General features: G+C 35.9%; 36 protein-coding genes and 1 pseudogene. 3 read left to right on the top strand and 34 right to left on the bottom strand.

Annotated elements, in window-relative coordinates:
* Nucleotides 1-4: 4 nt before the first annotated feature.
* From MKZ17_RS08645 to MKZ17_RS08575, 15 genes are all read right to left on the bottom strand, one after another.
* Nucleotides 5-961 carry a hydroxymethylglutaryl-CoA lyase gene (locus tag MKZ17_RS08645; RefSeq protein WP_340723335.1) on the bottom strand — a complete coding sequence of 319 codons (957 nt, stop codon included), beginning with the start codon at nt 959-961 and terminating at the stop codon, nt 5-7.
* Nucleotides 962-2,167 (bottom strand): CaiB/BaiF CoA transferase family protein, encoded by a 1,206-nt coding sequence (locus tag MKZ17_RS08640; protein ID WP_340723334.1) that lies wholly within the window; start codon nt 2,165-2,167, stop codon nt 962-964.
* Nucleotides 2,168-2,211: 44 nt separating this feature from the next.
* Complete coding sequence (locus MKZ17_RS08635; RefSeq protein WP_340723333.1) at nt 2,212-3,495, bottom strand: TRAP transporter large permease; 1,284 nt, start codon at nt 3,493-3,495, stop codon at nt 2,212-2,214.
* A gap of 19 nt (nt 3,496-3,514) precedes the next feature.
* Nucleotides 3,515-3,991: a TRAP transporter small permease gene (locus MKZ17_RS08630; protein ID WP_340723332.1), complete on the bottom strand. Its 477-nt coding sequence runs from the start codon at nt 3,989-3,991 to the stop codon at nt 3,515-3,517.
* Between the two features lie 66 nt (nt 3,992-4,057).
* A complete protein-coding gene (locus tag MKZ17_RS08625; protein WP_340723331.1) occupies nt 4,058-5,110 on the bottom strand; it encodes a TRAP transporter substrate-binding protein in 1,053 nt (350 codons plus the stop codon).
* Nucleotides 5,111-5,193: 83 nt separating this feature from the next.
* The gene (locus MKZ17_RS08620; protein ID WP_340723330.1) at nt 5,194-6,021 is read right to left on the bottom strand and encodes an MBL fold metallo-hydrolase; all 828 of its coding nucleotides are present in this window, start codon (nt 6,019-6,021) and stop codon (nt 5,194-5,196) included.
* Complete coding sequence (locus MKZ17_RS08615) at nt 6,008-7,039, bottom strand: LacI family DNA-binding transcriptional regulator (protein WP_340723329.1); 1,032 nt, start codon at nt 7,037-7,039, stop codon at nt 6,008-6,010. The genes MKZ17_RS08620 and MKZ17_RS08615 overlap by 14 nt, the downstream gene beginning before the upstream one ends.
* Nucleotides 7,040-7,060: 21 nt before the next feature.
* A complete protein-coding gene (locus MKZ17_RS08610) occupies nt 7,061-8,065 on the bottom strand; it encodes a zinc-dependent alcohol dehydrogenase (protein WP_340723328.1) in 1,005 nt (334 codons plus the stop codon).
* A gap of 578 nt (nt 8,066-8,643) precedes the next feature.
* Nucleotides 8,644-9,066 carry a hypothetical protein gene (locus MKZ17_RS08605; protein WP_340723327.1) on the bottom strand — a complete coding sequence of 141 codons (423 nt, stop codon included), beginning with the start codon at nt 9,064-9,066 and terminating at the stop codon, nt 8,644-8,646.
* Between the two features lie 11 nt (nt 9,067-9,077).
* A complete protein-coding gene (locus tag MKZ17_RS08600; RefSeq protein ID WP_340723326.1) occupies nt 9,078-9,494 on the bottom strand; it encodes a tetratricopeptide repeat protein in 417 nt (138 codons plus the stop codon).
* Nucleotides 9,495-9,514: 20 nt separating this feature from the next.
* Nucleotides 9,515-10,366 carry a pre-toxin TG domain-containing protein gene (locus MKZ17_RS08595; protein WP_340723325.1) on the bottom strand — a complete coding sequence of 284 codons (852 nt, stop codon included), beginning with the start codon at nt 10,364-10,366 and terminating at the stop codon, nt 9,515-9,517.
* Nucleotides 10,367-10,594: 228 nt separating this feature from the next.
* Entirely contained in the window at nt 10,595-10,936 is a 342-nt protein-coding gene (locus MKZ17_RS08590; protein ID WP_340723324.1) for a hypothetical protein, read from the bottom strand.
* Nucleotides 10,937-11,684: 748 nt separating this feature from the next.
* Nucleotides 11,685-11,966 carry a hypothetical protein gene (locus MKZ17_RS08585; protein ID WP_340723323.1) on the bottom strand — a complete coding sequence of 94 codons (282 nt, stop codon included), beginning with the start codon at nt 11,964-11,966 and terminating at the stop codon, nt 11,685-11,687.
* Nucleotides 11,967-12,083: 117 nt separating this feature from the next.
* Nucleotides 12,084-12,566, bottom strand: a complete 483-nt coding sequence (locus MKZ17_RS08580) for an antitoxin YezG family protein (protein ID WP_107897757.1) — start codon at nt 12,564-12,566, stop codon at nt 12,084-12,086.
* Between the two features lie 2 nt (nt 12,567-12,568).
* Complete coding sequence (locus MKZ17_RS08575; RefSeq protein WP_340725525.1) at nt 12,569-13,051, bottom strand: DNA/RNA non-specific endonuclease; 483 nt, start codon at nt 13,049-13,051, stop codon at nt 12,569-12,571.
* Between the two features lie 334 nt (nt 13,052-13,385).
* Here MKZ17_RS08575 and MKZ17_RS08570 point away from each other — a divergent pair, with 334 nt between their 5' ends.
* Complete coding sequence (locus MKZ17_RS08570) at nt 13,386-13,625, top strand: hypothetical protein (protein ID WP_340723322.1); 240 nt, start codon at nt 13,386-13,388, stop codon at nt 13,623-13,625.
* Here MKZ17_RS08570 and MKZ17_RS08565 read toward each other — a convergent pair.
* A pseudogene (locus tag MKZ17_RS08565) lies at nt 13,617-13,742 on the bottom strand (recombinase family protein); the annotation flags it as partial. The gene MKZ17_RS08570 and the pseudogene MKZ17_RS08565 sit on opposite strands and share 9 nt — an antisense overlap.
* A 181-nt stretch (nt 13,743-13,923) precedes the next feature.
* Here MKZ17_RS08565 and MKZ17_RS08560 point away from each other — a divergent pair.
* Nucleotides 13,924-14,097 carry a helix-turn-helix domain-containing protein gene (locus MKZ17_RS08560; protein ID WP_340725524.1) on the top strand — a complete coding sequence of 58 codons (174 nt, stop codon included), beginning with the start codon at nt 13,924-13,926 and terminating at the stop codon, nt 14,095-14,097.
* Nucleotides 14,098-14,399: 302 nt separating this feature from the next.
* Here the strand turns inward: MKZ17_RS08560 and MKZ17_RS08555 are convergent, their stop codons facing one another.
* From MKZ17_RS08555 to imm48, 18 genes are all read right to left on the bottom strand, one after another.
* Nucleotides 14,400-14,816, bottom strand: a complete 417-nt coding sequence (locus MKZ17_RS08555; RefSeq protein ID WP_340723321.1) for an immunity 70 family protein — start codon at nt 14,814-14,816, stop codon at nt 14,400-14,402.
* A 13-nt stretch (nt 14,817-14,829) separates the two neighbouring features.
* Entirely contained in the window at nt 14,830-15,630 is an 801-nt protein-coding gene (locus MKZ17_RS08550; RefSeq protein ID WP_340723320.1) for a pre-toxin TG domain-containing protein, read from the bottom strand.
* 153 nt (nt 15,631-15,783) lie between these two features.
* Entirely contained in the window at nt 15,784-15,960 is a 177-nt protein-coding gene (locus MKZ17_RS08545; protein WP_340723319.1) for a hypothetical protein, read from the bottom strand.
* 400 nt (nt 15,961-16,360) lie between these two features.
* Nucleotides 16,361-16,789, bottom strand: a complete 429-nt coding sequence (locus tag MKZ17_RS08540) for an SMI1/KNR4 family protein (protein ID WP_340723318.1) — start codon at nt 16,787-16,789, stop codon at nt 16,361-16,363.
* 1 nt (nt 16,790) lies between these two features.
* Nucleotides 16,791-17,852 carry a pre-toxin TG domain-containing protein gene (locus MKZ17_RS08535; protein ID WP_340723317.1) on the bottom strand — a complete coding sequence of 354 codons (1,062 nt, stop codon included), beginning with the start codon at nt 17,850-17,852 and terminating at the stop codon, nt 16,791-16,793.
* 46 nt (nt 17,853-17,898) lie between these two features.
* The gene (locus MKZ17_RS08530; RefSeq protein WP_340723316.1) at nt 17,899-18,108 is read right to left on the bottom strand and encodes a hypothetical protein; all 210 of its coding nucleotides are present in this window, start codon (nt 18,106-18,108) and stop codon (nt 17,899-17,901) included.
* A complete protein-coding gene (locus tag MKZ17_RS08525; protein WP_340723315.1) occupies nt 18,108-18,239 on the bottom strand; it encodes a hypothetical protein in 132 nt (43 codons plus the stop codon). The genes MKZ17_RS08530 and MKZ17_RS08525 overlap by 1 nt, the downstream gene beginning before the upstream one ends.
* A gap of 509 nt (nt 18,240-18,748) precedes the next feature.
* Nucleotides 18,749-19,069: an immunity protein Imm33 domain-containing protein gene (locus MKZ17_RS08520; RefSeq protein ID WP_340723314.1), complete on the bottom strand. Its 321-nt coding sequence runs from the start codon at nt 19,067-19,069 to the stop codon at nt 18,749-18,751.
* Nucleotides 19,066-19,596 (bottom strand): ankyrin repeat domain-containing protein, encoded by a 531-nt coding sequence (locus tag MKZ17_RS08515; RefSeq protein WP_340723313.1) that lies wholly within the window; start codon nt 19,594-19,596, stop codon nt 19,066-19,068. Before MKZ17_RS08515 ends, MKZ17_RS08520 begins: the two co-directional genes overlap by 4 nt.
* A gap of 16 nt (nt 19,597-19,612) precedes the next feature.
* On the bottom strand, nt 19,613-20,320 hold the full coding sequence (locus tag MKZ17_RS08510; RefSeq protein ID WP_340723312.1) for a GH-E family nuclease: 708 nt from the start codon (nt 20,318-20,320) through the stop codon (nt 19,613-19,615).
* Nucleotides 20,321-20,359: 39 nt separating this feature from the next.
* On the bottom strand, nt 20,360-20,908 hold the full coding sequence (locus MKZ17_RS08505) for a T6SS immunity protein Tdi1 domain-containing protein (RefSeq protein WP_340723311.1): 549 nt from the start codon (nt 20,906-20,908) through the stop codon (nt 20,360-20,362).
* Between the two features lie 16 nt (nt 20,909-20,924).
* On the bottom strand, nt 20,925-21,842 hold the full coding sequence (locus MKZ17_RS08500; protein ID WP_340723310.1) for a polymorphic toxin type 15 domain-containing protein: 918 nt from the start codon (nt 21,840-21,842) through the stop codon (nt 20,925-20,927).
* Between the two features lie 153 nt (nt 21,843-21,995).
* On the bottom strand, nt 21,996-23,225 hold the full coding sequence (locus MKZ17_RS08495; RefSeq protein WP_340723309.1) for a PoNi-like cognate immunity protein: 1,230 nt from the start codon (nt 23,223-23,225) through the stop codon (nt 21,996-21,998).
* A gap of 170 nt (nt 23,226-23,395) precedes the next feature.
* Complete coding sequence (locus tag MKZ17_RS08490) at nt 23,396-23,857, bottom strand: Imm30 family immunity protein (protein WP_340723308.1); 462 nt, start codon at nt 23,855-23,857, stop codon at nt 23,396-23,398.
* Nucleotides 23,858-23,871: 14 nt separating this feature from the next.
* Nucleotides 23,872-24,870 (bottom strand): pre-toxin TG domain-containing protein, encoded by a 999-nt coding sequence (locus MKZ17_RS08485; protein WP_340723307.1) that lies wholly within the window; start codon nt 24,868-24,870, stop codon nt 23,872-23,874.
* Between the two features lie 17 nt (nt 24,871-24,887).
* Nucleotides 24,888-25,127, bottom strand: coding sequence for a hypothetical protein (locus MKZ17_RS08480; RefSeq protein ID WP_340723295.1), 240 nt, complete (start codon nt 25,125-25,127; stop codon nt 24,888-24,890).
* Entirely contained in the window at nt 25,127-25,507 is a 381-nt protein-coding gene (locus tag MKZ17_RS08475; RefSeq protein ID WP_340723306.1) for a hypothetical protein, read from the bottom strand. Before MKZ17_RS08475 ends, MKZ17_RS08480 begins: the two co-directional genes overlap by 1 nt.
* Before the next feature lie 284 nt (nt 25,508-25,791).
* Nucleotides 25,792-25,884 carry an Imm48 family immunity protein gene (gene imm48, locus MKZ17_RS08470; RefSeq protein WP_340723305.1) on the bottom strand — a complete coding sequence of 31 codons (93 nt, stop codon included), beginning with the start codon at nt 25,882-25,884 and terminating at the stop codon, nt 25,792-25,794.
* Here imm48 and MKZ17_RS08465 point away from each other — a divergent pair.
* Nucleotides 25,846-26,193, top strand: coding sequence for a hypothetical protein (locus tag MKZ17_RS08465; RefSeq protein WP_340725591.1), 348 nt, complete (start codon nt 25,846-25,848; stop codon nt 26,191-26,193). The two genes, imm48 and MKZ17_RS08465, sit on opposite strands and share 39 nt — an antisense overlap.
* Nucleotides 26,194-26,247: the final 54 nt, after the last annotated feature.

The following is a 26,247-nucleotide window of genomic DNA, read 5'->3' as shown; positions in this document are numbered from 1 at the left end:
CTTGCTAATGAGAAATTTTATTTTGCCCTTTCGGTTTTTCGCTCAATTGTGCGTTTGGCCCCGCTTGCAACATATAACTCGATTTATTATCTGTTTTATGAAGCAATTGCTGTACATTTTTAGCAACCCCAATTATTTTTAATAAATCAATTCCCGTTGACACACCCATTTCTTCAAAGCCATGAACTAAGTCTTCGGTTGCAATATTACCTGTTGCACCTGGTGCATAAGGACACCCCCCTAACCCTGCAACAGAACTATCAAAATGGACGATTCCTTCTTCCCATGCTGCTACCGCATTTGCAAAGGCCATCCCTCGAGTATTGTGTAGGTGCAATGAAAAAGTTGTCGTTGGAAATAGCTGTTTTAATGTTCGTAAATAACTTTTTACTTGATATGGATTTGCCATTCCAGAAGTATCTGCTAGTGATACTTCGTAAATGCCCATCTCGTTGTATCGTTCTAATAGTGGTATTAATTTCTCTATTTGCACAATTCCTTCATACGGACAACCGAAAGCAACGGATAATGAGCCTCCAACCTTAATACTGTTCTTTGCAGCAAGCTCTACTATCGGCTCTAGCTTTCGCTGTGCTTCCTCCGTGGTAGCATTCGCATTGGATAAACTATGTGAGTCTGTAGCAGATAACATTAATTTAAGCTTTTGGATGCCGACTGCAATTGCCCGTTCTGCACCTCGTTTATTTGGAACGAGTGCTCTTAAATGGACACCTGCAATCTCACGTGCCTGTATTACAACCTCTTCGGCATCTCGCAATTGTGGAATAGCTTTTGGGTGTACGAATGATGTAATTTCCATCGATTTAATACCGGTATTAGCTAGCTGGTGAATAATATCCAGCTTTGTTTCTGTTGCTATCCAATTATGTTCTGCCTGAAATCCATCCCTCGGTGCCACCTCACAAATTTCAACTACTTTGGGCAAATCAAATTTTGACAATCAAATCACCTCTTCTTGCTTTAATTGTTCAATCTCCTCTTCAGATAAGCCTAGTGAAAGATAAATTTCCTCATTATGTTCCCCTAGCTCTGGTGCACGATGCCGAATTGATCCAGGTGTTTTTGAAAAGTTAGGAACTACACCAGGTACTTTTACTTTTCCTAAACGTGGATGCTCTACTTCCACAATATTTTGGCGCGCTTTATAATGGGGATCATTGAAAATATCTGCGATGCTTAATATCGGACTAATAGGCACACCATGTTTATCTAGAATTGCCTGTAATTCCAACAATGTAAGCGTTTTAATATATCCTTTCACAATGGCCTGAACTTCTTCATCATTTTGCAAGCGAACAGCATTCGTATAAAAGCGTTCATTCTTTAACATATCTAACCGCCCCATCGCCTCCGCTAAACGATTAAACGTGGAGTCCGTACTGCAAACTAATACAACATACTTTCCATCTTTTGTTTCATACGTACCAGCTGGGCTCGAATGTCCTGCTAATCCAGGAGAGCGTTCCCGAATCTTTTCATTTTGATCATACTCGGCGATTAGAAACTCTAGCATTCTAAAAATAGCTTCGTATAAGCCCATTTCAACAACTTGCCCTGTTCCATTTGGCGTTGCATCACGATGATATAAGGCTGAAACCGCAGCGAAGGCTGTATATACACCTGCAATATAATCAAGTAATGAGTATGACGGGCTCACAGGTGGCCGATCTGGATACCCTTGAAGATATGTGTGACCACTATATGCAGTACATGGAGTACCAAATCCTGCCTTCTTTGCATAAGGTCCTGTTTGCCCATAGCCAGAAATCCGTACCATTATTAAATTCGGGTTAACTTCCTTCATTACGTCGTAGCTTAAACCCCATTTTTCCAATGTACCTGGGCGAAAATTTTCTATTAAAATATCAATATCTTTTATAAGCTTCAGAAAAATTTCTTTTCCCTTTTCACTATGAATATTTAAGGTAATCGATTTTTTATTGCGAGCAAGCCCTGGCCATCGCAGTGCCTCTCCATCCTTCCATGGTCCAACCGTTCGAAGGGTATCCCCTTTCTTTGGTAGCTCTACTTTTACGACTTCAGCGCCTAAATCAGCAAGTAGCGTCGCCCCGAAAGGCGCTGCAATCATTGTTGAAATATCTACTATTTTTATGCCCGTCAATGGACCGTTATTTATAGCATTCATCCTAGAGCCTCCCTCTACTTTTATCATGTACTACGATACTTTTATTACTTCATTAACCAGTCTGCTGGTACTGTTATTAGCTCTGGGAATAGCATTAATAGTATTAATAAAAGGACATATGTAAGTATGAATGGCCATATCCCCTTTGTTAATTGCCCCATTGTGAGTTTTGAAACACTGAGCGAGACATTCAAGACGGATCCAACTGGCGGTGTAATTAATCCAATTGCTCCATTTAAAACTAATAAAATCCCAAAGTAAACTGGATCTACTCCAGCAGCGACTAGCATTGGTAAAACAACTGGAACAATAATTAAAATAATTGGACCCGTATCCATAATCATTCCTAGTAATAGGACGATGAGCATAACAAATGCAATTAGTAGTAATGGTTGATTATTAATTGGCCCTAAAAGTTCAGCGAGTTGTTGTGGAACATTTGCAATGGTAATAACCCAAGCACCAGCCATCGCAGCGGCAACCATGAAAATTACAACACTTGTTGTTTTTGATGCATTTACTAAAACTTTTCCGATATCTGATAGTTTCATTTCTCGGTAAATAACTAAGCTTACAAATAAGGCATAAAATACTGCGACCGATGCTGCTTCAGTTGCGGTAAAAATACCACCTCGTAAACCAACGATAATAATAACGGGTAAGAAAATGGCCCAAATGGAACCTTTAATTGCTGCAAAAACTTCCGCAGTAGATTTTTTCGGTAAAACTTGAATCTCTTTATTACGTTTTACGAGAATAAACCATGTAACCGCCAACCCAACTGCCATCAAAAAGCCTGGGAAAACTCCCGCCATAAATAAGCGAGTAATGGATACATTCGCAATTACCCCATACATAATTAACGAAATACTCGGTGGAATTAATAAAGCAATGAGTGATCCTGAAGCAATTAAGCCCATCGATTGCCCTTTATCGTATCCACCTTTCACCATCATCGGTAACAAAATCGCCCCTAGTGCAGCAGCATCAGCTAATGCAGACCCCGATAATCCGGCAAATATTATACTTGCTACAATTACTACATAACCAAGACCACCTTTTACATGACCGAAAATGGCTAACCCTAAATCCACTAAACGCTTACCAATCCCCCCTACATTCATAATTTCACCAGCTAGAATGAAGAATGGCACAGCAATTAGCGGGAAACTTTGTGCGCCTTTCATTAAATTTTGCGCTACAATCGTTGCACTATATGAATCGATATAGAACATTAAGAAAATTGTAGCTAACAATAAGCCAAAAGCTATTGGTACACCAATAATTAATGCTCCAAGTAATACCCCTAAAAAAACAATTACGGACATACGCTATGCTCCTTTCAAGCTAATCCTTCGACATATCTTGATTGTTTGTCTTTTTGAAAATTTCAATCGTTTTGCCAATTGTCAACACCGCAATACAAATGCTTAAGAAAAGCCCTACCGAGTAGACATATGATTGGGGTATACCTAGAATTGGAGTTGTCATAACGTTGTTTTCCTTCACTAGCTGTAAACTTCCTTGGAACACAATGATAATGACAATTAGAATAATGACGTTGCTGCAAATAGCTAATATTTTCTGCCAAACAGGTGAAACTTTTGAAATTAACACATCAACCTTAATATGTGAGTTTTCCTTAAAGGCTTGGATTGCTCCTAAAAATACAAGCACCATAAATAATATTTGGCTAAGCTCAACTGACCACGTAATGCCAGAACTAAAAACATAACGTAATACAACATTTAAAAATACTAATATCGCCATGATTCCTAACGAGATTGCCATAAAAAAATCAATCATCCGTGAAACATACTTCATGTTGATGCCTCCGATTCTCTTAAGAGATACGTAGCGCATCAACATCAACATGCGCTACGTTAAATTTTATTTTGCGAGTTCAATTACTTGATTATAAAGCTCCTCACCAATTACTTTTTTGAACTCATCGTAAACTGGGGCTGCTTTATCAATCCATTGCTGTCGATCTTCATCAGAAAGCTCCGTAATTTTCACCCCGTTTGCTTCAATATTCGCAATCGCTGCATCTTGTTGATTTAGTGTTTCTGCACGCATATTATCACTTCCAACTTTGATGGCCTCTTGCACAATTGTTTGCTCTTCAGGTGTTAATGAATTCCAAAACTTATCCGAAACTACGACAAATCGTGGCATTAATAAATGCTCTGTACGTGTCATAAATTTTTGTACTTCAAAAAACTTGGATGAATTAATAACATTGAATGGATTTTCTTGGCCTTCCACAACATTTGACTCTAACGCGCTATAAAGCTCTGAGAATGAAATGGCCGTAGGATTTGCCCCTAGCTCCTTCCAAAACTTAACTTGCAACGCATTTTCTAATGTCCTAACATTTAAACCCTTTAGATCATCTGGTGTTCGAACTTCTTTTTTATTGTTTGTTAAGTTTCGATATGTTGCATCTAAGTAACCTAACCCCACTAAGTCATATTGTTCTAAAGATTCAGATAATTTATCACCAATTTCGCCATCCATTATTTCATAAGCAACATCTGACGATTTAAATAAGAATGGAACGTCATAAATGTTAAATTCCGGATTTAACGATGCAATAATTGTTGTAGACATAGCCGATGCTTCGATTGTGCCTGATCGTACTCCTTCTAAAGCTTGCACATCTCCCCCAAGTTGTCCCCCAGGGTAAAATTGAACATCAATTGCTCCGTTTGTTTTACTTTCAATAATTTGCTCTACTTCATAAAATGGTTTAAATGCATCTTCCGCAGCTGAGAAAGCAAATTTCAGTACCTTTGCATCTTTTGCAATTTCAGTTTGCCCAGCATTATTATCTGATCCCACATTCGTGTCTGCATTTGTTTCGATTGTCTCGTCATCCCCACATGCCGCTAACAAACCTACTAAAATTACACTTGATAATCCTAATTTCCATTTTTTCATCAATCATTATCCCCCTTTATTTTGATGCTCACGAAACATTCCTTCAACGATATGGAAACACCACCACCTTTAAATGAATTCCTTTATTTCTTTAACGTATATTTCTCACCAATGCCTAAAATATGAAGTCTTTTATTGTTTACTACTCCATCTTTTAGTTCATATGGATTGGCATTAAAACAAGGTTTATCGCTTTCGTATGTCCCCCAGTGAATGGGAATTAATTCGGCTAATATTTGTTGATTTGCTAATTGAACTGCACCCTCTTTCCCAAAATGAAAAGGGTCGTTTGAAAAATCAATTAGTAATAAGTCAACAGGCCTTTCATTTAAATGTTCGGGTAATAAAATCGAATCACCGGGATGCCATATAATACCGTCCTTTGTCGTAACTTTATATCCCGTGCAGTCATCAATCGTATAATAGTAGTCATAAAGAGTAGGTTTATTTTTATGCCAAGGATGATCGGCTAACGTCATTTCAATTACGAGATCATTTATGCGAAACGTGTCTAATTTTTCATGTGCAAATATTTGATTATCAGTAATTCCATTGGCGATTAAATGATTTTTAACAAATTGAGTGCAATGAATTGGCGATCCTGTTTGCGCTAATTGCTTATAGCTCGCAATACCAATATGATCTTCATCCGCATGTGTATAAAAAATGGCATCCACCATTGGAACCGCTTCCATTTGAATAGGTACCTGCTGAAACATTTTCACTCCATTACGTTGATTAAAATACATTCCGTCTATTTGGATTTGATCTAAATCTGGGTCAATTAAGATGGTTGTGCCATAGCTATTAATGAGTACCCCCGCAGACCCGAGCCAATATATGGACGTGTCCTGGTTATATTGAAAAGCTTTTTCCGTCAATAATTGCATTTGGGGGCTAACGGCTTGCATAGTACTCTCCACCTTTACATGTATCCCGAACAACAAGTTCTGGCTGTAGGATGATTCGTTGCCGTTCTATATTTTCATTATTTAATCGATTTTTTAAAAGCTCTGCCGCATGATTTCCGATTTCACTCGGAAATGAAGAGACAGTTGTTAAAGCTGGTGAAAACCAAGAAGATTCATTTGTATTATCAAATCCAATTAATGCAATGTCTTCTCCAACCTTAATCCCTGCTTGTCCTAATCCAAGCATCACTCCATGCGCAATTAAATCATTAAAGCAAACAATGGCAGATGGTCGATAGCCTGTAGCTAACATATTAAGTACGGCAGATTTACTAGCCTCTCTTGTCACATCTGTTTCTAAAATTGTCGTACGCTCTATATCAATTTGGGATTCCTCAAGTGCTTTTTTAAAGCCGATCATTCGTTGCTGCCATGCAACAGAATGAGCATGACCACCAATAAATGCAATATTCGTATGCCCTTTTTCAAGTAAGTGCTTAGTTCCTAAATACATTCCTTCTTCATAATCAATCCCTATATAATCATGTCGAATATCTAAGTTTTCTCGCACCGCCATAACTACTGGAATATCAAGATGATTAATTAATTCAATCGATTTTTCTTTAATGTTTGAGACAGGACATATAATCATGCCAGATACTCGATGTTCGAGCATTCTACCTATTAGCAAATTTTGGCGATCTTCATCATCGTAAGTAGTTGCTAAAAACACGGTATACCCTGCATCTTCAAGCGCGGTATGTAGTGCTTTTAATAGATCCGTATAGTACGGGTTCCCGACATCCGTTATAATAATTCCAATTGTCGTCGATTTTTGAGCCCGCATATTGGCAGCCATTCTATCATACACATAGCCAAGCTCGCGCATGGAGTTTAATACCTTTTGTGTCGTACTCGGTTTAATTTTTGGACTTTCTTGAACAACTAATGAGGCTGTTGAACGAGATACACCAGCATGCTTTGCTACGTCATTCAAGGTAATTCTTCGTTTTTTCATTTGCATTCCAGCACCAACTTTTCATCTGTTTTCGTCATCAAAGGAAATGAGCACCTTCCCATACTTTCCTGAACATGCATCTTCGTAAGCTTTTTTGAAATCCTTTAAAGGATAAATTTTGCTAATAATGTGGTCTACTTTCATGTTTGGATCTGACAAAACTTCAACACTCTTCTCAAAATCTTCTGGGAAATCATAAATAATCGATCCATAGATCGTAACTTCACTTCTTACAAGCTTTGTTACGGGCATTGTTGCTTCAGGGGTTAACCCTATTAAAATAATTTCACCACCTGGTTTTACGATATCGAATGCCTGTTCCACCGAACTTTTCACACCTGCACATTCGATAACTAAGTCAAATTTTTGGTTGCCTACTTGATGTGGAAGACAAACGTTTAATTGTGGCTGCGACTGTTGAATATGATCTAGCTTTTGTTGCTGTACATCAATGACCGTTACCACTCCCCCATAAAAATGCGTAAGTGAGGCTGCCAGCATTCCTTCGGTACCGCAGCCGATAATCGCAATACTTTGGCCTTTTTCAATGTCTATTTTTTTTATGGCATGTATAATAACTGCGAATGGTTCTGTTAAAGTAGAACGTTCCAATGAAATGCCATCAGGTACTGGTAATACGTATTTTGTATCGATACAAAAATGAGAAGAAAAGACGCCATCTACGTTGACTCCTAAAGATTCTTTATGTAAACAAATATTGCGACGTCCCCTTTTGCAATTTTCACATTGATCACAAAAGCTATTTGGCACGATAATTACTTTGGAACCAATTTCGTATTTTACATCTTGCCCTTTCGCAATCACTTCTGCAACAACCTCATGTCCAGGAATAATTGGATATTTTGCATGCGCAAATTTCCCATTGTATACGCTTACATCTGAACCACATATACCACCGATAATCGGCTTTAATTGCACTTCTGTATTTTTTAACTTGTATTGTGAAGTCATCACTTCTTTAAGCGCTATGCTTTGTGGATTATCTATTTGTAATGTTTTATACAAAATAATGCCTCCTACATGAAATTGAAAAATTGGAACGTTCCAATTTCAACGCCCCTACTTTTCTGTATTATTACATGTATGTTCTCGATAATGCAATATTTTTCTAATAAAGCATTTTATTTCGTTGAGACTCTTAGATTGAAAGAGTTTTGCATTGGTTTTTAAGTATTTGAGGATTGAGTTAGACAGAAACAATAGTTAATTTATTTACTTAGAAAAAATCAGTATAAAAGAGTTTTTTTGAATTAGGTTGGGTTGAATATCTGAAAGAAAAACATTTATAGAGGGAGAATTATGGAAAAATCCGTAAGTGCAGTTCATAGCTATATGTTCAGCTATGTATCTGCATTTTCACTTTATATTTAATCTCACCGGTCATATAAACACGTAAAAATGATGAATGTGGTACATCCTTATAATCTATTACAAACTTATCTATCGATTATAATAGTACTTAGGTTTATGTAACAAATATAATAGAGTGCAAATAAATAATATTTTTGCACTCTACTTTACAATTAACTTTTACTTTTATTTATACTTTCAATTAATCTTTTTGAATACATTTAGCTACACCCTTAACTTTTAAAAAATTTAAGGTACTTAGTATTCTGGGGATTACCGAAACATCTGCCTTCTGATTTTTTATTGGCAATACTAAAAAATTCTTTTGCTGTTTCTAAATCATTTAATTCAAATGCTACTTTACCTGCAATAAATTCCTTATCACCTGAATCTATACGTGCAAATCCAGTTAAAAAAATTTGCTCTGACCACACCTTTGCTTTTTTTAAATCATTTATCATAAAACAAGTGGAAATAATATCCTTTACTAAATGGTAACTCTCTTCACAATAAATTCCTTTCGGATTAGGTATTATATCCCAAGCTTTCTCTAAGTTTAAAATAGAATCATTATAGTTACCTTTATTAAATTGTTCATTACTTATTTCTAAAAGTCTTTCAAACTCTTCTTTAATAGGTGATTGTAAAATAGCCATTTTTATCCTCCTCAAATTATATCCTTAATCAATTCAAAATATTTATCATCTTCATCAAAAAAGATTTTATAGCCTTCTAGAATATAAGCTCTTAACAGATATTCCTTAGCTTTATCATGCTCCCCACACTCGAATAAACTCTCTCCAAGTCTCAATAAAATGAATGGATTTGAATTACCATCTGGGCAGTTTAATGCATTATATAAATTACTTTTTGCGTTCTCATAGTCAATATTCATAAAATAGGTATCTCCTAATGCTGTATAAATCCATGTACTTGTTTCCCAGGTATTCTTCGGTAACGGAACCAAATCCAACGCAGTTGAATAGTACTTTATCGCTTTGTCATATATTCCTTTTTCAGCCATAGCATTGCCTGCGTTACATAATTCCACAATTTGGTCATATACTTGATCGTTAAGTTCCAATATTAATTTCCTCCCTTTAATTATTTAATTGGTGGTAAGTAAGTTTCATTTAACTTTGCACCTGCAGATCGATTCAGACTATAGTGATCTAATTTGTAATTTTTGGAATTTAACATCCACTCTCTAACCTCTGGGGACTTCGCTCCATAATATCTACCTGAATTGTTCCACCATGAGACTGCATCGGTTAAATGAGCCATATCGGCTTGATCTATAGGATACCATTTATTATCGCTTGCCATAAATTCTGTTTCATCATCACGATTTGTACGAATTTTTGGTGGATCTTCTTTTTTCATTCTCTCGATTACTTCTTTACCAGTTTTCGAGCTTTTTCCAGGTGTACTACCCATATATTCCAAACGTTTAGATAGGCCACTTGGTTCAGGTAACCCGACTTCTTTGTTACTTGCGTATTTCCCGTCAGGTGTGCGCCATTTTCCATTTACATCTTGATAATAACCCTTAGGAACATTACCCGTGCCCTTAGTATTTTGATTAGTTTTCGCAGGTGATGACGGTGCTTGCTGCTTTGTCGGATTCGTTGGTGTTGGGGACTTGGCCAGATTTACTGTTTTAGTTTTTGCTTTGCTACTTGATGTAGCTCCTGAAATAGCCTTTGCACCTAGTTTTGCACCATGTTTTACACCTTTTACTAAAGGTCCGCCTAAAATAGCAGCGGCTGATGCTCCGCGCTCCCAGCTTTCCAGCTTTCTACCGGTGATCGGATCTCTTCCAATTGCCGCTTCTACCAATGCTTTCGCATTTCCTACTATCGGAATGAAGTCTAATCCTGCTGAGATTACCCCTTTGTAGCCGCCCTCTTTAAAGGACGTGTACGCAACGGCCACTTTTCCGCCGACCTTTGTCATTACCTTTTTCGTATCTTTTATGGCCGTTTTTACATTCTGTTTTGCTTTGGTTACGATGTTTTGTTGTCTATTTAATCATCCGTACATTAAATAATAAGAATGGTGGTAGTTAGAATTTCTAACTACCACCATTTTATCATTCTTTCCATTAAACTTACTTTACCTCTTGAAGGTTAACTTTATAAGATTCTTCATATTCACATCGGTGTGGCCTGCACCTTATTATCTTTATTCATCCTCTTCTACTAAAATGTCATCCATTCTTTCTCTATCTTCTTCAATTTGTCGTGACATTTCAAAGCTATTTATAAAATGTTCAAGAGGTAATTCCTCTTTATAATCTTCATCATGTTCAAAAAGCTTGAATTTCGCATTGAGTTTAATTAAATCTCCGACTAAATCTTTCATTTTTTCCATCTCACTATTATTTACATAATCAACTTCCATAAGAGGACTATCATTATTAATACGAGTTTTAATGTCTGAAAGACCTAAACCTGTATGTTTCTTGATAGTCATTAATAAATTACTAGAACTCCCAGATTCTAGTTTTATATAGATTCTAGTCATAGCCAACTCCTCCTTCTAAAACTTTTATACCTAAATTTAAAATTCCTCCGGAAATGACAAAAATAGTGCAGGACTCTGTACAAATTCTTTGCACTAGTCTGCACTTTTATTTTGCAATAAACACTTGTCGCCTGTTATAGACAATCGAGTGCTTTAAGTTTATAAATCTTCTAAGTTTATTAATATATTTGAAAGTTTTATAAGTTATTTTTATATCGACAGTATGACATCTTTTATACTACTTGGCAAGTGAACGTTTAAACCCTTTAGTTTGATTAATCTCGTGTTTTTCGTCCATATGACATCCATAAGTGGTCCTTGTAAGTAAAATGTCATCTCGCCTATTCTCGCTCTAATTTGCCATAATATTAGAATAACGCTAATACTCCTTGATGGTATAACCTTCATGAGTTTTTAATTCAAAATCAAGGATATCTTTAACTGTATACGATTTAAAAACCATTATATCCTTGTTTATATCCACGAGCTTGTACAATCTCTTTAGTTTATTGTCAATGCCATGTCACAAGCCCCTCTCCCATATAAAATGTCATCTCGCCTAGTTATCGTATTTTTTCACAAACTAAGTATTAAAACATGATATCTTGAGAGTACAACCATTATGAGCCTTTATTTTTAAACAATCTGTTTTTTTCTTTCCACTGCAAATATATCTACATATATGTTTATTTTCAACTTCATAGTTTACAATTCAATATATAAAGTTGATACTGAACGTTTTAATACTCTACTTATTTAATAATCGTTGTTGTTCTTGATACCAAAATTCTTTAACTCCTTTATCCCTTCTTTTAGCAAATTTTTTATTCCAAATGTAGTCTGCATACTCTTGTTTTGTAATAGTTCTATTATCAACTTTATCTTTTAATTCTTTCATTTTCTTAGAACTCATTTGTTTTGGCGTAGTTGGATGCTCATTTAAATCTAGCCCTTTTGTTCTCTCTGCTATAACATTTTTTGCTTCTTTTACATGAGGGATATAAGAAATTTTCTTACTAATTTTGGACATACAAACAAGGCTTATTCCTCCTCATAGTTTAAGTTGGAATAAGCCTTTGAAAGTTTTTCAAGTGTTTATTGTATTGTAAGACCTTGTCACTAAAATTGTAATTCTAGTCTTAATTTTTTAAGTATTATTTCCTTCAAAGTTGTTTAGATATTCTTCCAAGAATTTTTTATCATCTTCATCCTCTGGTAAAAGATTTAGATACTTGTGCTTCCAAATAATTTGTCTTTCGTAATCGTCAGCTTCAGACAAATCTTCGTAATCATAATTAATTTTAAACTTACCATCACTATTGAAAATCATTGTAAGATTTGTCCAAGGCTCTTGATCATTATTTTTAAATTCGTACCATAGCTCCTTTAAATCATCCAATAATTGTCTCCATAATTTCTTATAATCCTCTTTTTCTATTTCGTAAAGGTCTGGGATATTATGACTGTGTACAGGCGTCCTACCGTTCTCAGGATAATAATAAAAGAATGCGGTACGTACATCCTCAGTAATTTCACCGTATACATAAACCTCTGACCATTCTTCTTGTATGGTTTCTATTACCGTCTGAGCAATGTTATTATAAATGCTTCCTAACTTATTTTCATCCATAGCTACTTACCTCCAGGTTTATTTTCAAACTCTTTAAGCTGCCAATCGCCCTTGCCAATTTTGTATTCTATATCAAAACTAACCGGTCTTTGTGAATCACCTTTGTAAATCGGCTTTATTTTCACCTCTACCGTCTTTCCTTTTTCTAGCTGTTTTGCCCACATGTTCTCTAGTTTTTTCCACTCTCCTTTATTGAGGTTACCATTCATAGGCACAAGATTATCCAGACTACCTGAACCTTTAAAAATACTTGCAATCAAATGACCGCCCTCATCATCTGGCAAACGATCTTCTCGGCCCGCTACTTTTTGTGCATGATTATTTCTTTTCCCTTTACCCAGTTCAAGGTTACCTTCACAACTTAAAATACGACCTTTACTATCTGTTTTATAAGTATGGCCTTCTTTAGTAGTATATACTACATTCTCCTTTAATACCTTTCTACGTCCATCTTTAGTATAATGATCTCCATACTTAACTTTGATAGGATCTTTACCTGTACCCTTAGTATTCTGTTTAGCTTTCGCAGGTGGTGCCGTTGTTACACTTGCTTCCTTCTTTGCCTGAGACGGTGCTTGCTGCTTTGTCGGATTCGATGGTGTTGGGGACTTGGCCAGATTTACTGTTTTCTTGCTACTCGATGTAGCTCCTGAAATAGCCTTTGCACCATGTGTTTATTGCAAAATAAAAGTGCAGACTAGTGCAAAGAATTTGTACAGAGTCCTGCACTATTTTTGTGCGTAAAAAAAGACTTGCCAGTCACCCCAAGTCCCTCTACTCTTTTAGGTGTCTAATCCAAAAAGTGGAGGTAAAGAAAGGATGCTAGCAATGTCTGAAGTTAATTGTATCAAAACATTACGAAATGAAAAAGGACTATCTATTACCGAAATTGCCAATACAATGCAAGTGAATTGGCGCATTGCCAAAAAATATGGCGATGGAGATCAATTGCCACAAGAGAAAACTCATTTGAAAACGGGCATGATGTACGACGAAGAATGGGGAGAAATCGTAATTGATTGGTTAGAAGAGGATTTAAAACTCAAGAATCAAGCGTAAAAGCGTGTATCCTTGAGTCTGACAATACGCTTTAATTTCATCTTCTTGGTAAGCAAGACTGTATCCATCCCTTGCTTGTCCTTGCGTGGATACTCGAATATATCCGATAACTTTCATGATATTTCCCCCTCCTTTACGCTAATTAGGATTAACGTAACGCTTAGCCACTATATTTATTATAGATTCATTGTATGCGGCTTTAGCGATACATTCAACCCCTTTACCGATACAAATTTGTAGTGTATCGTAAACGTAATATGAGAAAGAGAAAGGGAATCACTATGCCTATTTCAATCAAATCTTGAAAGAACGAGACCTTTCACAACGTGAATTGGCACGTATGACAGGGCTTCGCCCCAATACAATCAGCCATCTTTGTTCAGACAATGTGGACAGGGTTTATCTAACAACGATAGAAACGGTATGCAAAGTGCTAGAAATCAACATTCAGGAGTTAATCGAGGTGGAGTAACCTCTCGATAAAGTAATCGTTCTTTTGTACGCAATAGTTGCGAAAAATTTAATAAGTAGTGAGAACAAGGATTAGTTATTGGAGAGTTGTAATGATTGTAACTAATAATAATGTGGATATTTACTGAGATGAAAAACGTGAATTAGGTTGTAAATTTTATATTTGTTGTACGTACTATAATATTTGGTAGGAATACTTATTGGGTTTACATATAATATCCTATTATTCTACAGAGATAACTGTCTATTCGGCACTCCGTATCATAAAAAACCATGGGAAAGTTCCCCATGGTTTAAACTTAGTTAAAGTTTATGAAGTTTCATATCACATTTATCTTCTTCTGCTACACCCATCGCTGTAAGTATTACTTCAAAAAATGTTTTACCATCAGCTGTTGCAAAATAATTAGCAAGACTAGTGACTTTTGGACTTATTGTCTCCCCCCATGGTGGTTTTATTGATACATCATCAATATCCCATACAATATGTTCTGGAGGGAACTTTGTTAATTGCTGTTCAATTTCAATTAAATTAGTTTTTGCGACAGTGACATCATTAAAACTTAATTTGTTATTATATAATTCATTCATCAATAACGGGTATTTCGTCCCCCATCCATCTTTCTCCAGATGATATGAGATTGTTGAAAAGAATGAATGTACAAAATCGCTATGCCCTAATTCGTAATAAAAACAATCTACTAATACTCCTACTGCCATCTAAATTACACCTCTAATCCATTTTATAAATAATTTCTGGTACACCATTTGTTCTTTCATTTATTTTTTGTTTAACATCCCTTAAAACATCCCTTGAGACATTTTGTCCCCTAACATCAATAATAACAGTTTGTTTAGTGTTTTCAGGTAAATCACTCATCCGTTTGTTTACTTGCTTTGAAACATTTCTAATTAAGTTACTTCTCCCAGAAGAAGTAGTCAAGTTATAATTCTTAACTTCTATACTATGACCATTTATATAGAAATCTGGTCTCGAACTATTTTTAGTGCCATGACTTACTTCCTTACCATCCTTATATGATACTTGGTCACGATATCCAGGATATTCTTTTCCTACATCAATTTCAGACTGTCTCCATGACGGTCTAGTTTTATCTATACCCTTAGCATTCTGATTAGATTTCGCAGGTGGTGCCGTTGTTGCACTTGCTTCCTTCTTTGCCTGAGACGGTGCTTGCTGCTTTGTCGGATTCGTTGGTGTTGGGGACTTGGCCAGATTTACTGTTTTCTTGCTACTTGATGTACCTCCTGAAATAGCCTTTGCACCTAGTTTTGCTCCATGTTTTACCCCTTTTACTAGTGGGCCGCCTAAAATAGCAGCGGCTGATGCTCCGCGCTCCCAGCTTTCCAGCTTTCTACCGGTGATCGGATCTCTTCCAATTGCCGCTTCTACCAATGCTTTCGCATTTCCTACTATCGGAATAAAGTCTAATCCTGCTGAGATTACCCCTTTATAGCCGCCCTCTTTAAAGGACGTGTACGCAACGGCCACTTTTCCGCCGACCTTTGTCATTACCTTTTTCGTATCTTTTATGGCCGTTTTTACATTCTGTTTTGCTTTGGTTAGAACGTTCTGTTGTCTATTTAATCATCCATACATTAAATAATAAAAATGGCGGCAGTTAGAATTTCCAACTACCACCATTTTATCATTCTTTCCATTAAACTACTTTACATCTTGAAGCTTAACTTCATATAGATCCTTCATATTCACATCAATTGGTAGTAAAGCATAATAATATTGATCATTATCTATTATAAATTGAACCAATTTAGTTATTGTTGGATTCCAGAAATCTTTTATACTTGATTCGTAATCTTCCAAATCTTTTAACCATCGCAAAAACAATTAAACTTCCAAAGAGATTTTTCTGTTCATTGGCTTCTTCATACTCTTGTAAATGGTACCAGATTTATATAGATATAAAATAGCACTCTTGATGGTCTAGCCTTCATGAGTTATTATTCAAATTCAAGGATACCTTTAATTGTATAAAATTTAAAAACTATTATATCCTTTTTTACCACCATGAGCTTTGTCATTCTCGTTAGTTTGTTAGCCATTCAATGTAGTAAGTACTCCTGCCATGTAGAATGTCATCTCGCCGAATTCTCGTTCTTTTCTCGTTATCCCCGTATTAAAGTAACTAAAGGTACAGCCTTCAAGAACTCTCGATTTTGAAACCTACTATTTCCGCATCAAGGTTTTAAGTATATATGAATTATGTTTTATTGAACGATGATTAACAATTAAAATAAGCCTTCAAGAACTCAAAAAACGATGACCAAGTTTCCTTTAACTCCCCTTTTAAAAGCATTTCATCTCCACCCTCAAAATTAACTATATAAACTTTATCAGTTAAAGTCTCCAGAACTAATACAGCATTAGCTGACATTTCACTTAAAACCAGATACTGCTTCGGAAAACCATGTTCTTTTCTAGAAATAATTGTGTATGTTTCAATATTATTTTCTTCATCTGATATATCTAGTAATTCAAAGGGTACATGCTCTTCCCAAAAAGGTCCTGCATACTGATTATAAAATTCTTGGAAAGTATCTGATACGTCTACACCTAGCCTTATTAAAGCATCCTTCACTAGATTTCTATCATCACGTTTATATATTTCTTCTCCAAGAACTTCATCTAGTCTACCAGGCAAAATACTCATATTATTTTCCTCCTAAAGCTTCTTCTCCTCGTGTTTTCCAATAATTAATAGAATCTACTTTTTGAAACGCTCCTCTAGTTGTTTCATCCATTGGATAAAACGGATTTAACTTTCCTTTATAGGGATGTAGTGGAGCTCTTTTAGCATTACTGATATTATGGTACCTAGTTGAAGCTTCATATAAAGGTCCAACACCTTTTTGTTGTGAATGATGCAATGTTGCTACACTACCTGCATCATCAAGAATAGGAGCAAGACCGTGTTTCGCAGATGCTTCAGCATTTGTTAACCCGCGACCTTTTTTAGCCCCTTTTGTTCGGACCATATCCCAATCAATATCTCCTCTTTGATATACTTTATAAGTAAATCCTGTGCCATCCTTACCTGCATTATACTCTACACTTCGAGTAAAATATTTATTATTCTTATAGTCCTTTAGATGTTGATAAGTTTCTTTACTCGTACCCTTAGTATTCTGATTAGCTTTCGCAGGTGGTGCCGTTGTTGCACTTGCTTCCTTCTTTGCCTGAGACGGTGCTTGCTGCTTTGTCGGATTCGTTGGCGTTGGGGACTTGGCCAGATTTACTGTTTTCTTGCTACTTGATGTAGCTCCTGAAATAGCATTTGCACCTAGTTTTGCACCATGTTTTACACCTTTTACTAAAGGTCCGCCTAAAATAGCAGCGGCTGATGCTCCGCGCTCCCAGCTTTCCAGCTTTCTACCGGTAATCGGATCTCTTCCAATCGCCGCTTCTACCAATGCTTTCGCATTTCCTACTATCGGAATAAAGTCTAATCCTGCTGAGATTATCCCTTTATAGCCGCCCTCTTTAAAGGACGTGTACGCAACGGCCACTTTTCCGCCGACCTTTGTCATTACCTTTTTCGTATCTTTTATGGCCGTTTTTACATTCTGTTTTGCTTTAGTTACGGCTTTCTTCGCGGTCTTTTTGACCTGTTTTGTTGCGGCTTTCGTTGCCTTTTTGACGGTTTCGGCTGCTTTTTTAGCTGTACTTTTTACCTTTTTAGCTGCCTTTTTCGTGGCCAGTACCGCTTTCTTCACTGCCTTCTTTACTTTTTTTACAATCTTTTTTTGGACAGGTTATTTTTTATTTTTCGGGCCTTGGTGTAGACTTTTCCGATCTTTTTCTTAGCTTTTTCTTGACCTTTTTGACTGTTTTTTTCAGTTTCTTTTTGGCAGACTTTACTTTCTTTTTAACTGTTTTTGATGCCTTTTTCACCTTTCCTACGACAGGGATACGGCCTAAGGCGCTTCCAATTGCACTAAAAAATCCTTTTCCTTTTTTCTTCTTGGCCATTAGACATCACCCCCGGTTAGGGGAATCATGCCTAATACATCGAGCGCTGAATCCAGGTATTCATCATCGTCGTCTTCGTCATCCGCTGCTTCTGATACCGAAACAGGACCTTTCACAGAGCCTTCCATCATCACCAGTTCTCCCTGCATATCGGTCACGCTGTCTAGCACTACACTACTTGACCCACACGTAAAACTGAGTGATTCGGTTGCACTTAATGCAATGTTTTACCTGATGAAGAAAATATGCTGATTTTATTAACTAATAAATAAGTAGGGCGCAAATGATTTTCGTGATGTAGTTGCTTATTTAGTAAAAGAGGAATTAGATTCGTCGGTGGAGATTCAAAGTAGTTCGCCTAAAACAATATCTAAGATAACCATTTCTAAGCGATCAACGAATACTTAAACAACAATTTTAGGAGGCACTACAAATGTATAAAACCATAACAGTAATTTAGAAGTGTTATTTTTATTTATAATCATACAGTTATAGTCAAAAACCTTGAAGGGCGTAAAGCACATCAAGGTTTTAAAAATGTTTCTCCAATCCAATAGCATATTTTCATTTTTTTCTTTTCAGTCTATATTGATGTTCATAAAATTTTTATTTGAACAAGTAACCAATCTATTTTATTTTCTTAAAATATTACCTTTTCTCCCGAATCAGTATAAACAAAATACTTATTATTATTTTCACTTACTAAGGTGATATCTGTCCCCATTGGCATATCAAAAATATTTATAATTGCAGGTTCTATCTCAATAATAGTTCCCCAATCGCAAATTGACATATTCGATGGGGCTGCAAGAAATTCATCTGTATCAATATCAGATAAAAATCTCCACCCATTATCAATGTCATTTACTGGTTTTTCTTTAATACACCATTTCAAATTCCCTAAATTGTTTATAATATTTTTTGATACTACGCTACCACCTAATCCACTACTCTTTTTCAAATAATCCCCTCCATGGCTTTTTTCATTTCCTCTGTTCCACGTTCTTCAATTAATTGTTTTAATGAAATTCCATGTTTATTTACATCGTTAAAATTTGGCCGTTTTTCTAAACATTTTACTATTAAATTAATCCCTTCCCAAGTGCGTGTTTTTAATACTTCATGACATAGTGAAAATACTGCAGTATTGGTAAACTTTTTATCCTTTAAATTTAAATCAACACCCATTTTAACCAATCTATATGCCAAATCAATGGCACCATTATAGTTGATATTTGCAGCTAAATAGTGTAATTCATTAAATCCTTCGTTTGAAATGATATTTACATTTGCATTTTCATCTAGTAAAAAATTTGCTATATCAAACTTTCTACTAATTAATGATTTTTGAAGTAAACTAATACCGTTTTTATCAACAGAGTTTACTACCTCTTCAATACTTTTTTCTTCAAGATTTAACTTTCCCAAAAATTGATCAAGATTTCCAAACTTTATTATTGTCCAATAATCGGCTTTGTTTATATCCATTTACAACATCTCTTCCTTATTCATACTTGTGACTTCGGTTAGTACTTGGAAGTTCTGGTCTATAATTTGAAGGATTTCTATACCATTCTAAGAATTCTTTTTTTGTAATGGTATCATTCATAAACAATTCATGAACTTCTGAATATTTTTCTCCTGGAATATGTCCCATATCCCATTGGCCATTTCTACGAATTTCGACTCCTGTTGGGTCATAAACTTTACCATCAATAGGATCTTTAGCATTTTCCCACACTTGTTCAACTTGTTCTTTTCCATAACTTGGCCTACTTTTACTATATGGCTTTTTCTTTACAGCTTCATCAGTCCTATTACCCTGCTCCTTAGATTTCGCAGGTGGTGCCGTTGTTGCACTTGCTTCCTTCTTTGCCAATGACGGTGCTTGCTGCTTTGTCGGATTCTTTGGTGTTGGCGAATCGGCCAGATTTACTGTTTTAGTTTTTGCTTTGCTACTTGATGTAGCTCCTGAAATAGCCTTTGCACCTAGTTTTGCACCATGTTTTACCCCTTTTACTAGAGGGCCGCCTAAAATAGCAGCGGCTGATGCTCCGCGCTCCCAGCTTTCCAGCTTTCTACCGGTGATCGGATCTCTTCCAATCGCCGCTTCTACCAATGCTTTCGCATTTCCTACTATCGGAATGAAGTCTAATCCGGCTGAGATTACCCCTTTAAGTCTTATTGGTTGAATGATAGGTTCATTCGGCACTGGTTAGCCCTTTTTATTCGAATCTAATCTCCGCCGTCATTATTCAATCGCTCCCATCAATTCAGTAATCATTTGAATGTGTTCGAAAATACGTACTTTTTGTAAATTTTCTACTTTTTCCGATCCACCCAAGCCTAATAAAGGGACATAACCAAAACCATCTTCATAGGTAGGAATCCCTAACTTATCTACAGCTTCTCCATATTGAGCCCAATCCAGATGCCTGTTGCAAAAAGCCTCATCCAACAAATCAGAAAAAAACAAGTTAAAACTTGTAGGGATTATTGAAAAGTTTCCTTTTCGGTATTTCACTAATCTTAAATATTTATTTTCCTCAAATGTGATAATATCACACATGGATGTAGTAAATATCGGAATAGAAACTCCACTTCGGAAATACGAGATATTTAACAAATCCATATAATCATCTGGATTTATCAATTTTAAATAACCATTTTTAATACTACCCGTTCCAAATTGCTCCCATATCTTTAATAAGTCATTTGGTACTTTCCCTCGATATTTTTCTATAGTATTAGCTTGAATTTTCCCATATGGCATAAAGTCACTAAAAAAAATATTGTTCATCTACATAATCTCCAATTCACTGTGTTAATTTTACATTTAAATATGTGCTCTTCTTCTCTGCCTCGGACATTCCCTCAGCCGCTTTTTTAATATGCTCATCAACAGCATCAATTCTATATTTCCATTGCGCGCCCAATGATGAGTTTACTCGCCTGTCACCCATTCCATCAATTAACGAAGGATTTCCGCCTGCTATTTGATCAGGATTGTGAAGAGCAGCTTGAGTATCCATCCATTTCGACGCTTCTTTCTCAGCTGCTTCAGAAGAGAGTCCCTTTTCTCTTAATTCTATAACTTTATCAGTATATGCTTGTTCTCTAGCAGCTTGTTGAGCTAAATTACCTTCTACAGCTCTGCCCTCGTCTATATATTTTTGTCTATTCTTCAAATACTCGTCAACTGTAAGTTTGTTCATGCCCTCTTCCTGAGCTTTCAGTTGCCTTGTAAATTCAGCAGAATCATGCTTTGGATTATAATTAAACTTAACTAAAGTTTCAGGAATCCTCTTAATATTACCCGTACCCTTAGTATTCTGATTAGCTTTCGCAGGTGTTGCCGTTGTTGCACTTGCTTCCTTCTTTGCCTGAGACGGTGCTTGCTGCTTTGGTGGATTCGATGGTGTTGGGGACTTGGCCAGATTTACTGTTTTCTTGCTACTTGATGTAGCTCCTGAAATAGCCTTTGCACCTAGTTTTGCACCATGTTTTACCCCTTTTACTAGAGGGCCGCCTAAAATAGCAGCGGCTGATGCTCCGCGCTCCCAGCTTTCCAGCTTTCTACCGGTGATCGGATCTCTTCCAATTGCCGCTTCTACCAATGCTTTCGCATTTCCTACTATCGGAATGAAGTCTAATCCTGCTGAGATTACCCCTTTGTAGCCGCCCTCTTTAAAGGACGTGTACGCAACGGCCACTTTTCCGCCGACCTTTGTCATTACCTTTTTCGTATCTTTTATGGCCGCTTTTACATTCTGTTTTGCTTTGGTTACGATGTTTTGTTGTCTATTTAATCATCCGTACATTAAATAATAAAAATGGCGGTAGTTAGAATTTCCAACTACCACCATTTTATCATTCTTTCCATTAAACTACTTTACTTCTTGAAGCTTAACTTCATATATATCCTTCATATTCACATCAGTTGGTAGTAAAGCATAATAATATTGATCATTATCTATTATAAATTGAACCAATTTAGTTTTTGTTAGATTCCAGAAATCTTTTATACTTGATTCGTACTCTTCCAAATCTTCTTTATAATCGAATTGGACTATATAACCTTTTTCTACCATCGCAAAAACAATTAAACTTCCTAAGAGATTTTTCTGTTCATTGGCTTCTTCATACTCTTGGAATTGGAACCAGATTTGGTCTAGCCCCATTATTTCCTTGTATTTTTCATAGAAGTTACTATCAGCCATCCCCTCATAATCATGGATGAGTTCGTTGACAAATGCATGCCATTTTGTAGGGATAATCTTTTCTATTAACGGATTATTTTCTATGCCTTCTATTATTTCAGTCTGGTCAATCTCCTGCTCACAAATTAATTCATTGAGAGAGATCGGTTTAAATTTCATTGAATTCTTGTAATGCGCCAAATCATATGGATAGTGATTATTATTGATTAAGCTTGTATCATCCAGTTCAAGTATTTTGGCAAGGGCTGCTGTTTCAAAGCTCCAAAATCCTACATAGCCAGGTTCTTTATGAGCATTTTTCCATTCATAGTCGTAATGCCCTTTAAACCATTCCTTCTCCATATACTTTTGTAATCGTTTAGAGGCTTCTTTTTTATCGGTTTCTGCAAGTTTGATAATTTCTCGTGTCTTTGCGTAGGGGTTTTCTTTATAATAATCATTGGTGATTTTACTATAGCCAATATCACTAGCGCATAATAAACAATCAAGTAACTCATCATTAATTCCCTTTTTCTCAGCTAACTTACCTATTTTTTCTATGTTCACTTTATCTGTTTCTAATAGGATTCCTAAAGAAAGCGTCCAAATTATATATATATATCCAATTTTTCTATCCCCTGTTTGCTCTAAATCATTAATTGCATTTTGAAAATCTTGTTCAAATGCACTTATGTCTTCCCCTAAAGAATACTTCGCAATAATATCCTCTATCTCATATATAAAAATCCTTAAATATCTCGCTTCTATAATACTTTTATTGTCTTTGGATTTTCTTTGAATACCATTTTTAGTATCCTCCTCCAGATTTATAATTTCCTTCCTTTTTTCATCAATAAATTCTTTATGATATTCAATTCCTTCTCTACATTTTTCTTCTATACAAAGATGATCTCTCATTATATTTAATTCCTCCATGACTCTAATTAATACTAAATTATTTGATAAAAAATCATTTAGTGTATACTAACCTTACATAAGTCAATATTATTATGAACAGTTTATTCGAAACTGGGTAGTAGATTAAAAAACCACCTTAAAAGGTTTTTAGCCAAATAAGGTGGTTATAATTATATTGCTTTTAATACTTCATCTACAGAATTGCTAAACATATTTGGGTCTTCACTTTTTATATCTCTTAATAAGTTTATTATAATCTCTTTTGACTTGTCATCGAGTTTAGATAGTACAACACCGTATATTCTTCTTACTTGTTCATGATTTAATATTCTGTAATGTAAAACTTCCATCCATTCTCTTGCCCTATCAATAACACTTGGGACAGCTAATGCTATTAAATATAACCCTTCTTCAATATTTTCTTTATAGAGATGCTCTATACCATGTACTAATCCGAACATTATTTCATATTGTTCTGTATTATCGTCAAATCCCATACATAATCCTGTAATAACTGATTTATCCCCTAAACCAATGAGATTACTTAATGCTTCTTCAAAATCTGATATTTCTTTTTGAGATTGTAAAAGTCTATTTGTATAGACTTTATTTAATTCTGATTTCATATCCATACACTCCACCTCACTTACTTATTAAATAACTCAGGATATAATTCTCTATTCTTTCTAATTGTATTTATAAGACCCTTTCTTATTTCAGGTGTGTAGACACCGTCCTTCATATATATCCTTCTTGCGTCTAATATATCATTAGCAAGAGCATCACGGTTACTTAGGTTTAAATATTCTTCTAATTTATTTCCATTTAATCCATAAGTATATGTTTCTCTATGCCTTCCGCCTACTCCTGGGTGAGGTTGTTCCATATTCATACTAACACCATCGTTCCTTTTTACACCTGCTTGTTTCATCTTAGCAGCAGAAGGCATATGATGTGGTGTTATATTATCAAATGCTGTACCTTGTTTTGCAAGTTCCTTAAATGTCCCTACTTTACCTTCTGTAGGTAAAAGAGGATTACCTATACCCTTAGTATTCTGATTAGCTTTCGCAGGTGTTGCCGTTGTTGCGCTTGCTTCCTTCTTTGCCAATGACGGTGCTTGTTGCTTTGTCGGATTCGATGGTGTTGGGGACTTGGCCAGATTTACTGTTTTCTTGCTACTTGATGTAGCTCCTGAAATAGCCTTTGCACCTAGTTTTGCACCATGTTTTACCCCTTTTACTAGAGGGCCGCCTAAAATAGCAGCGGCTGATGCTCCGCGCTCCCAGCTTTCCAGCTTTCTACCGGTGATCGGATCTCTTCCAATTGCCGCTTCTACCAATGCTTTCGCATTTCCTACTATCGGAATGAAGTCTAATCCTGCTGAGATTACCCCTTTGTAGCCGCCCTCTTTAAAGGACGTGTACGCAACGGCCACTTTTCCGCCGACCTTTGTCATTACCTTTTTCGTATCTTTTATGGCCGTTTTTACATTCTGTTTTGCTTTAGTTACGGCTTTCTTCGCGGTCTTTTTGACCTGTTTTGTTGCGGCTTTCGTTGCCTTTTTGACGGTTTTGGCTGCTTTTTTAGCTGTACTTTTTACCTTTTTAGCTGCCTTTTTCGTGGCCAGTACCGCTTTCTTCACTGCCTTCTTTACTTTTTTTACAATCTTTTTTTGGACAGGTTATTTTTTATTTTTCGGGCCTTGGTGTAGACTTTTCCGATCTTTTTCTTAGCTTTTTTCTTGACCTTTTTGACTGTTTTTTTCAGTTTCTTTTTGGCAGACTTTACTTTCTTTTTAACTGTTTTTGATGCCTTTTTCACCTTTCCTACGACAGGGATACGGCCTAAGGCGCTTCCAATTGCACTAAAAAATCCTTTTCCTTTTTTCTTCTTGGCCATTAGACATCACCCCCGGTTAGGGGAATCATGCCTAATACATCGAGCGCTGAATCCAGGTCTTCATCATCGTCGTCTTCGTCATCCGCTGCTTCTACAACAGAAACCGCAGCCTTTACAGCGCCTTCCATCATCACCAGTTCTCCCTGCATATCGGTCACGCTGTCTAGTACTACGCTACTTGACCCACACGTAAAACGGAGTGATTCGGTTGCACTGAAAGCTATCGTCTTCGCTGCAAAATTTACGTCCTCATTCGCTGTCACAACGATCGAATGCTTACTATGTATCGTGATGCCACTATCCTGATGAAGTTGAAGAAAAACAGTACTGAATTTAATGTAACAAAAAATAAGTAGAACACAAACGAATAAATATTTCATTTGCGCTCTCCCTTTATTCAATGCTTGGCATATCCACTAGCGGAATCAGATTATACATCCTTATAATTTTTATCCAAATAGCTGTTTACACTCCAGAGTACCTCTTTCATTTTAACAATAGCAAAAAGCCAATAGCGATAATGCTATTGACTCCCTTTAGTAAGACATATTTCCGAAAAGGTTCTTAAGAAACTTTCAAAATAATAACTAACCATGCCCATCATATGCTTTACCCATTTAATCTAGTAAAATAGCACATACTATCTTAATTCAAATTTAGGTTTCTAGGTTTCTGCTTTAACAACTTCAATAATATCATGGAAATCTCGTGATAATTCTTGATTTTTACCATCTTTATATATATAATATCCTTCCAAACCTCAATGGATTTACCTAGAACTAAATATAGCAGTGGAAAAGTAAATGCCCGATTCGCAGCTTTTGCCAAAGACTTTGGTTTTAAAGTGAGGCCATGCATTGCAGGTAAGCCACAAACAAAAGGAAAAGTAGAAACTCAAATGAAATTTCTGGACGAAATTCATGCTTATCAAGGTCAATTGACCTTAGCAGAACTCTACCGCTTTATTGAGAAATTAATGAATAGAGTAAATCAATCTTTACATCAAGGCTCAGGTAAAATACCTGTATTTGCATTAGAAAAAGAAAAAAGTTCCGTAAGCCCGTAATCAAATAACGCATATAAAGCGCTAGGCACCTCCGGTACGATAGACGTATCAATC

Origin of the sequence: Solibacillus sp. FSL R7-0682 (assembly GCF_038005985.1) — a bacterium.
Lineage (GTDB): Bacteria > Bacillota > Bacilli > Bacillales_A > Planococcaceae > Solibacillus.
The sequence above is the reverse complement of the archived record's forward strand: the minus strand, read 5'-3'. Positions and strand labels throughout refer to the sequence as shown.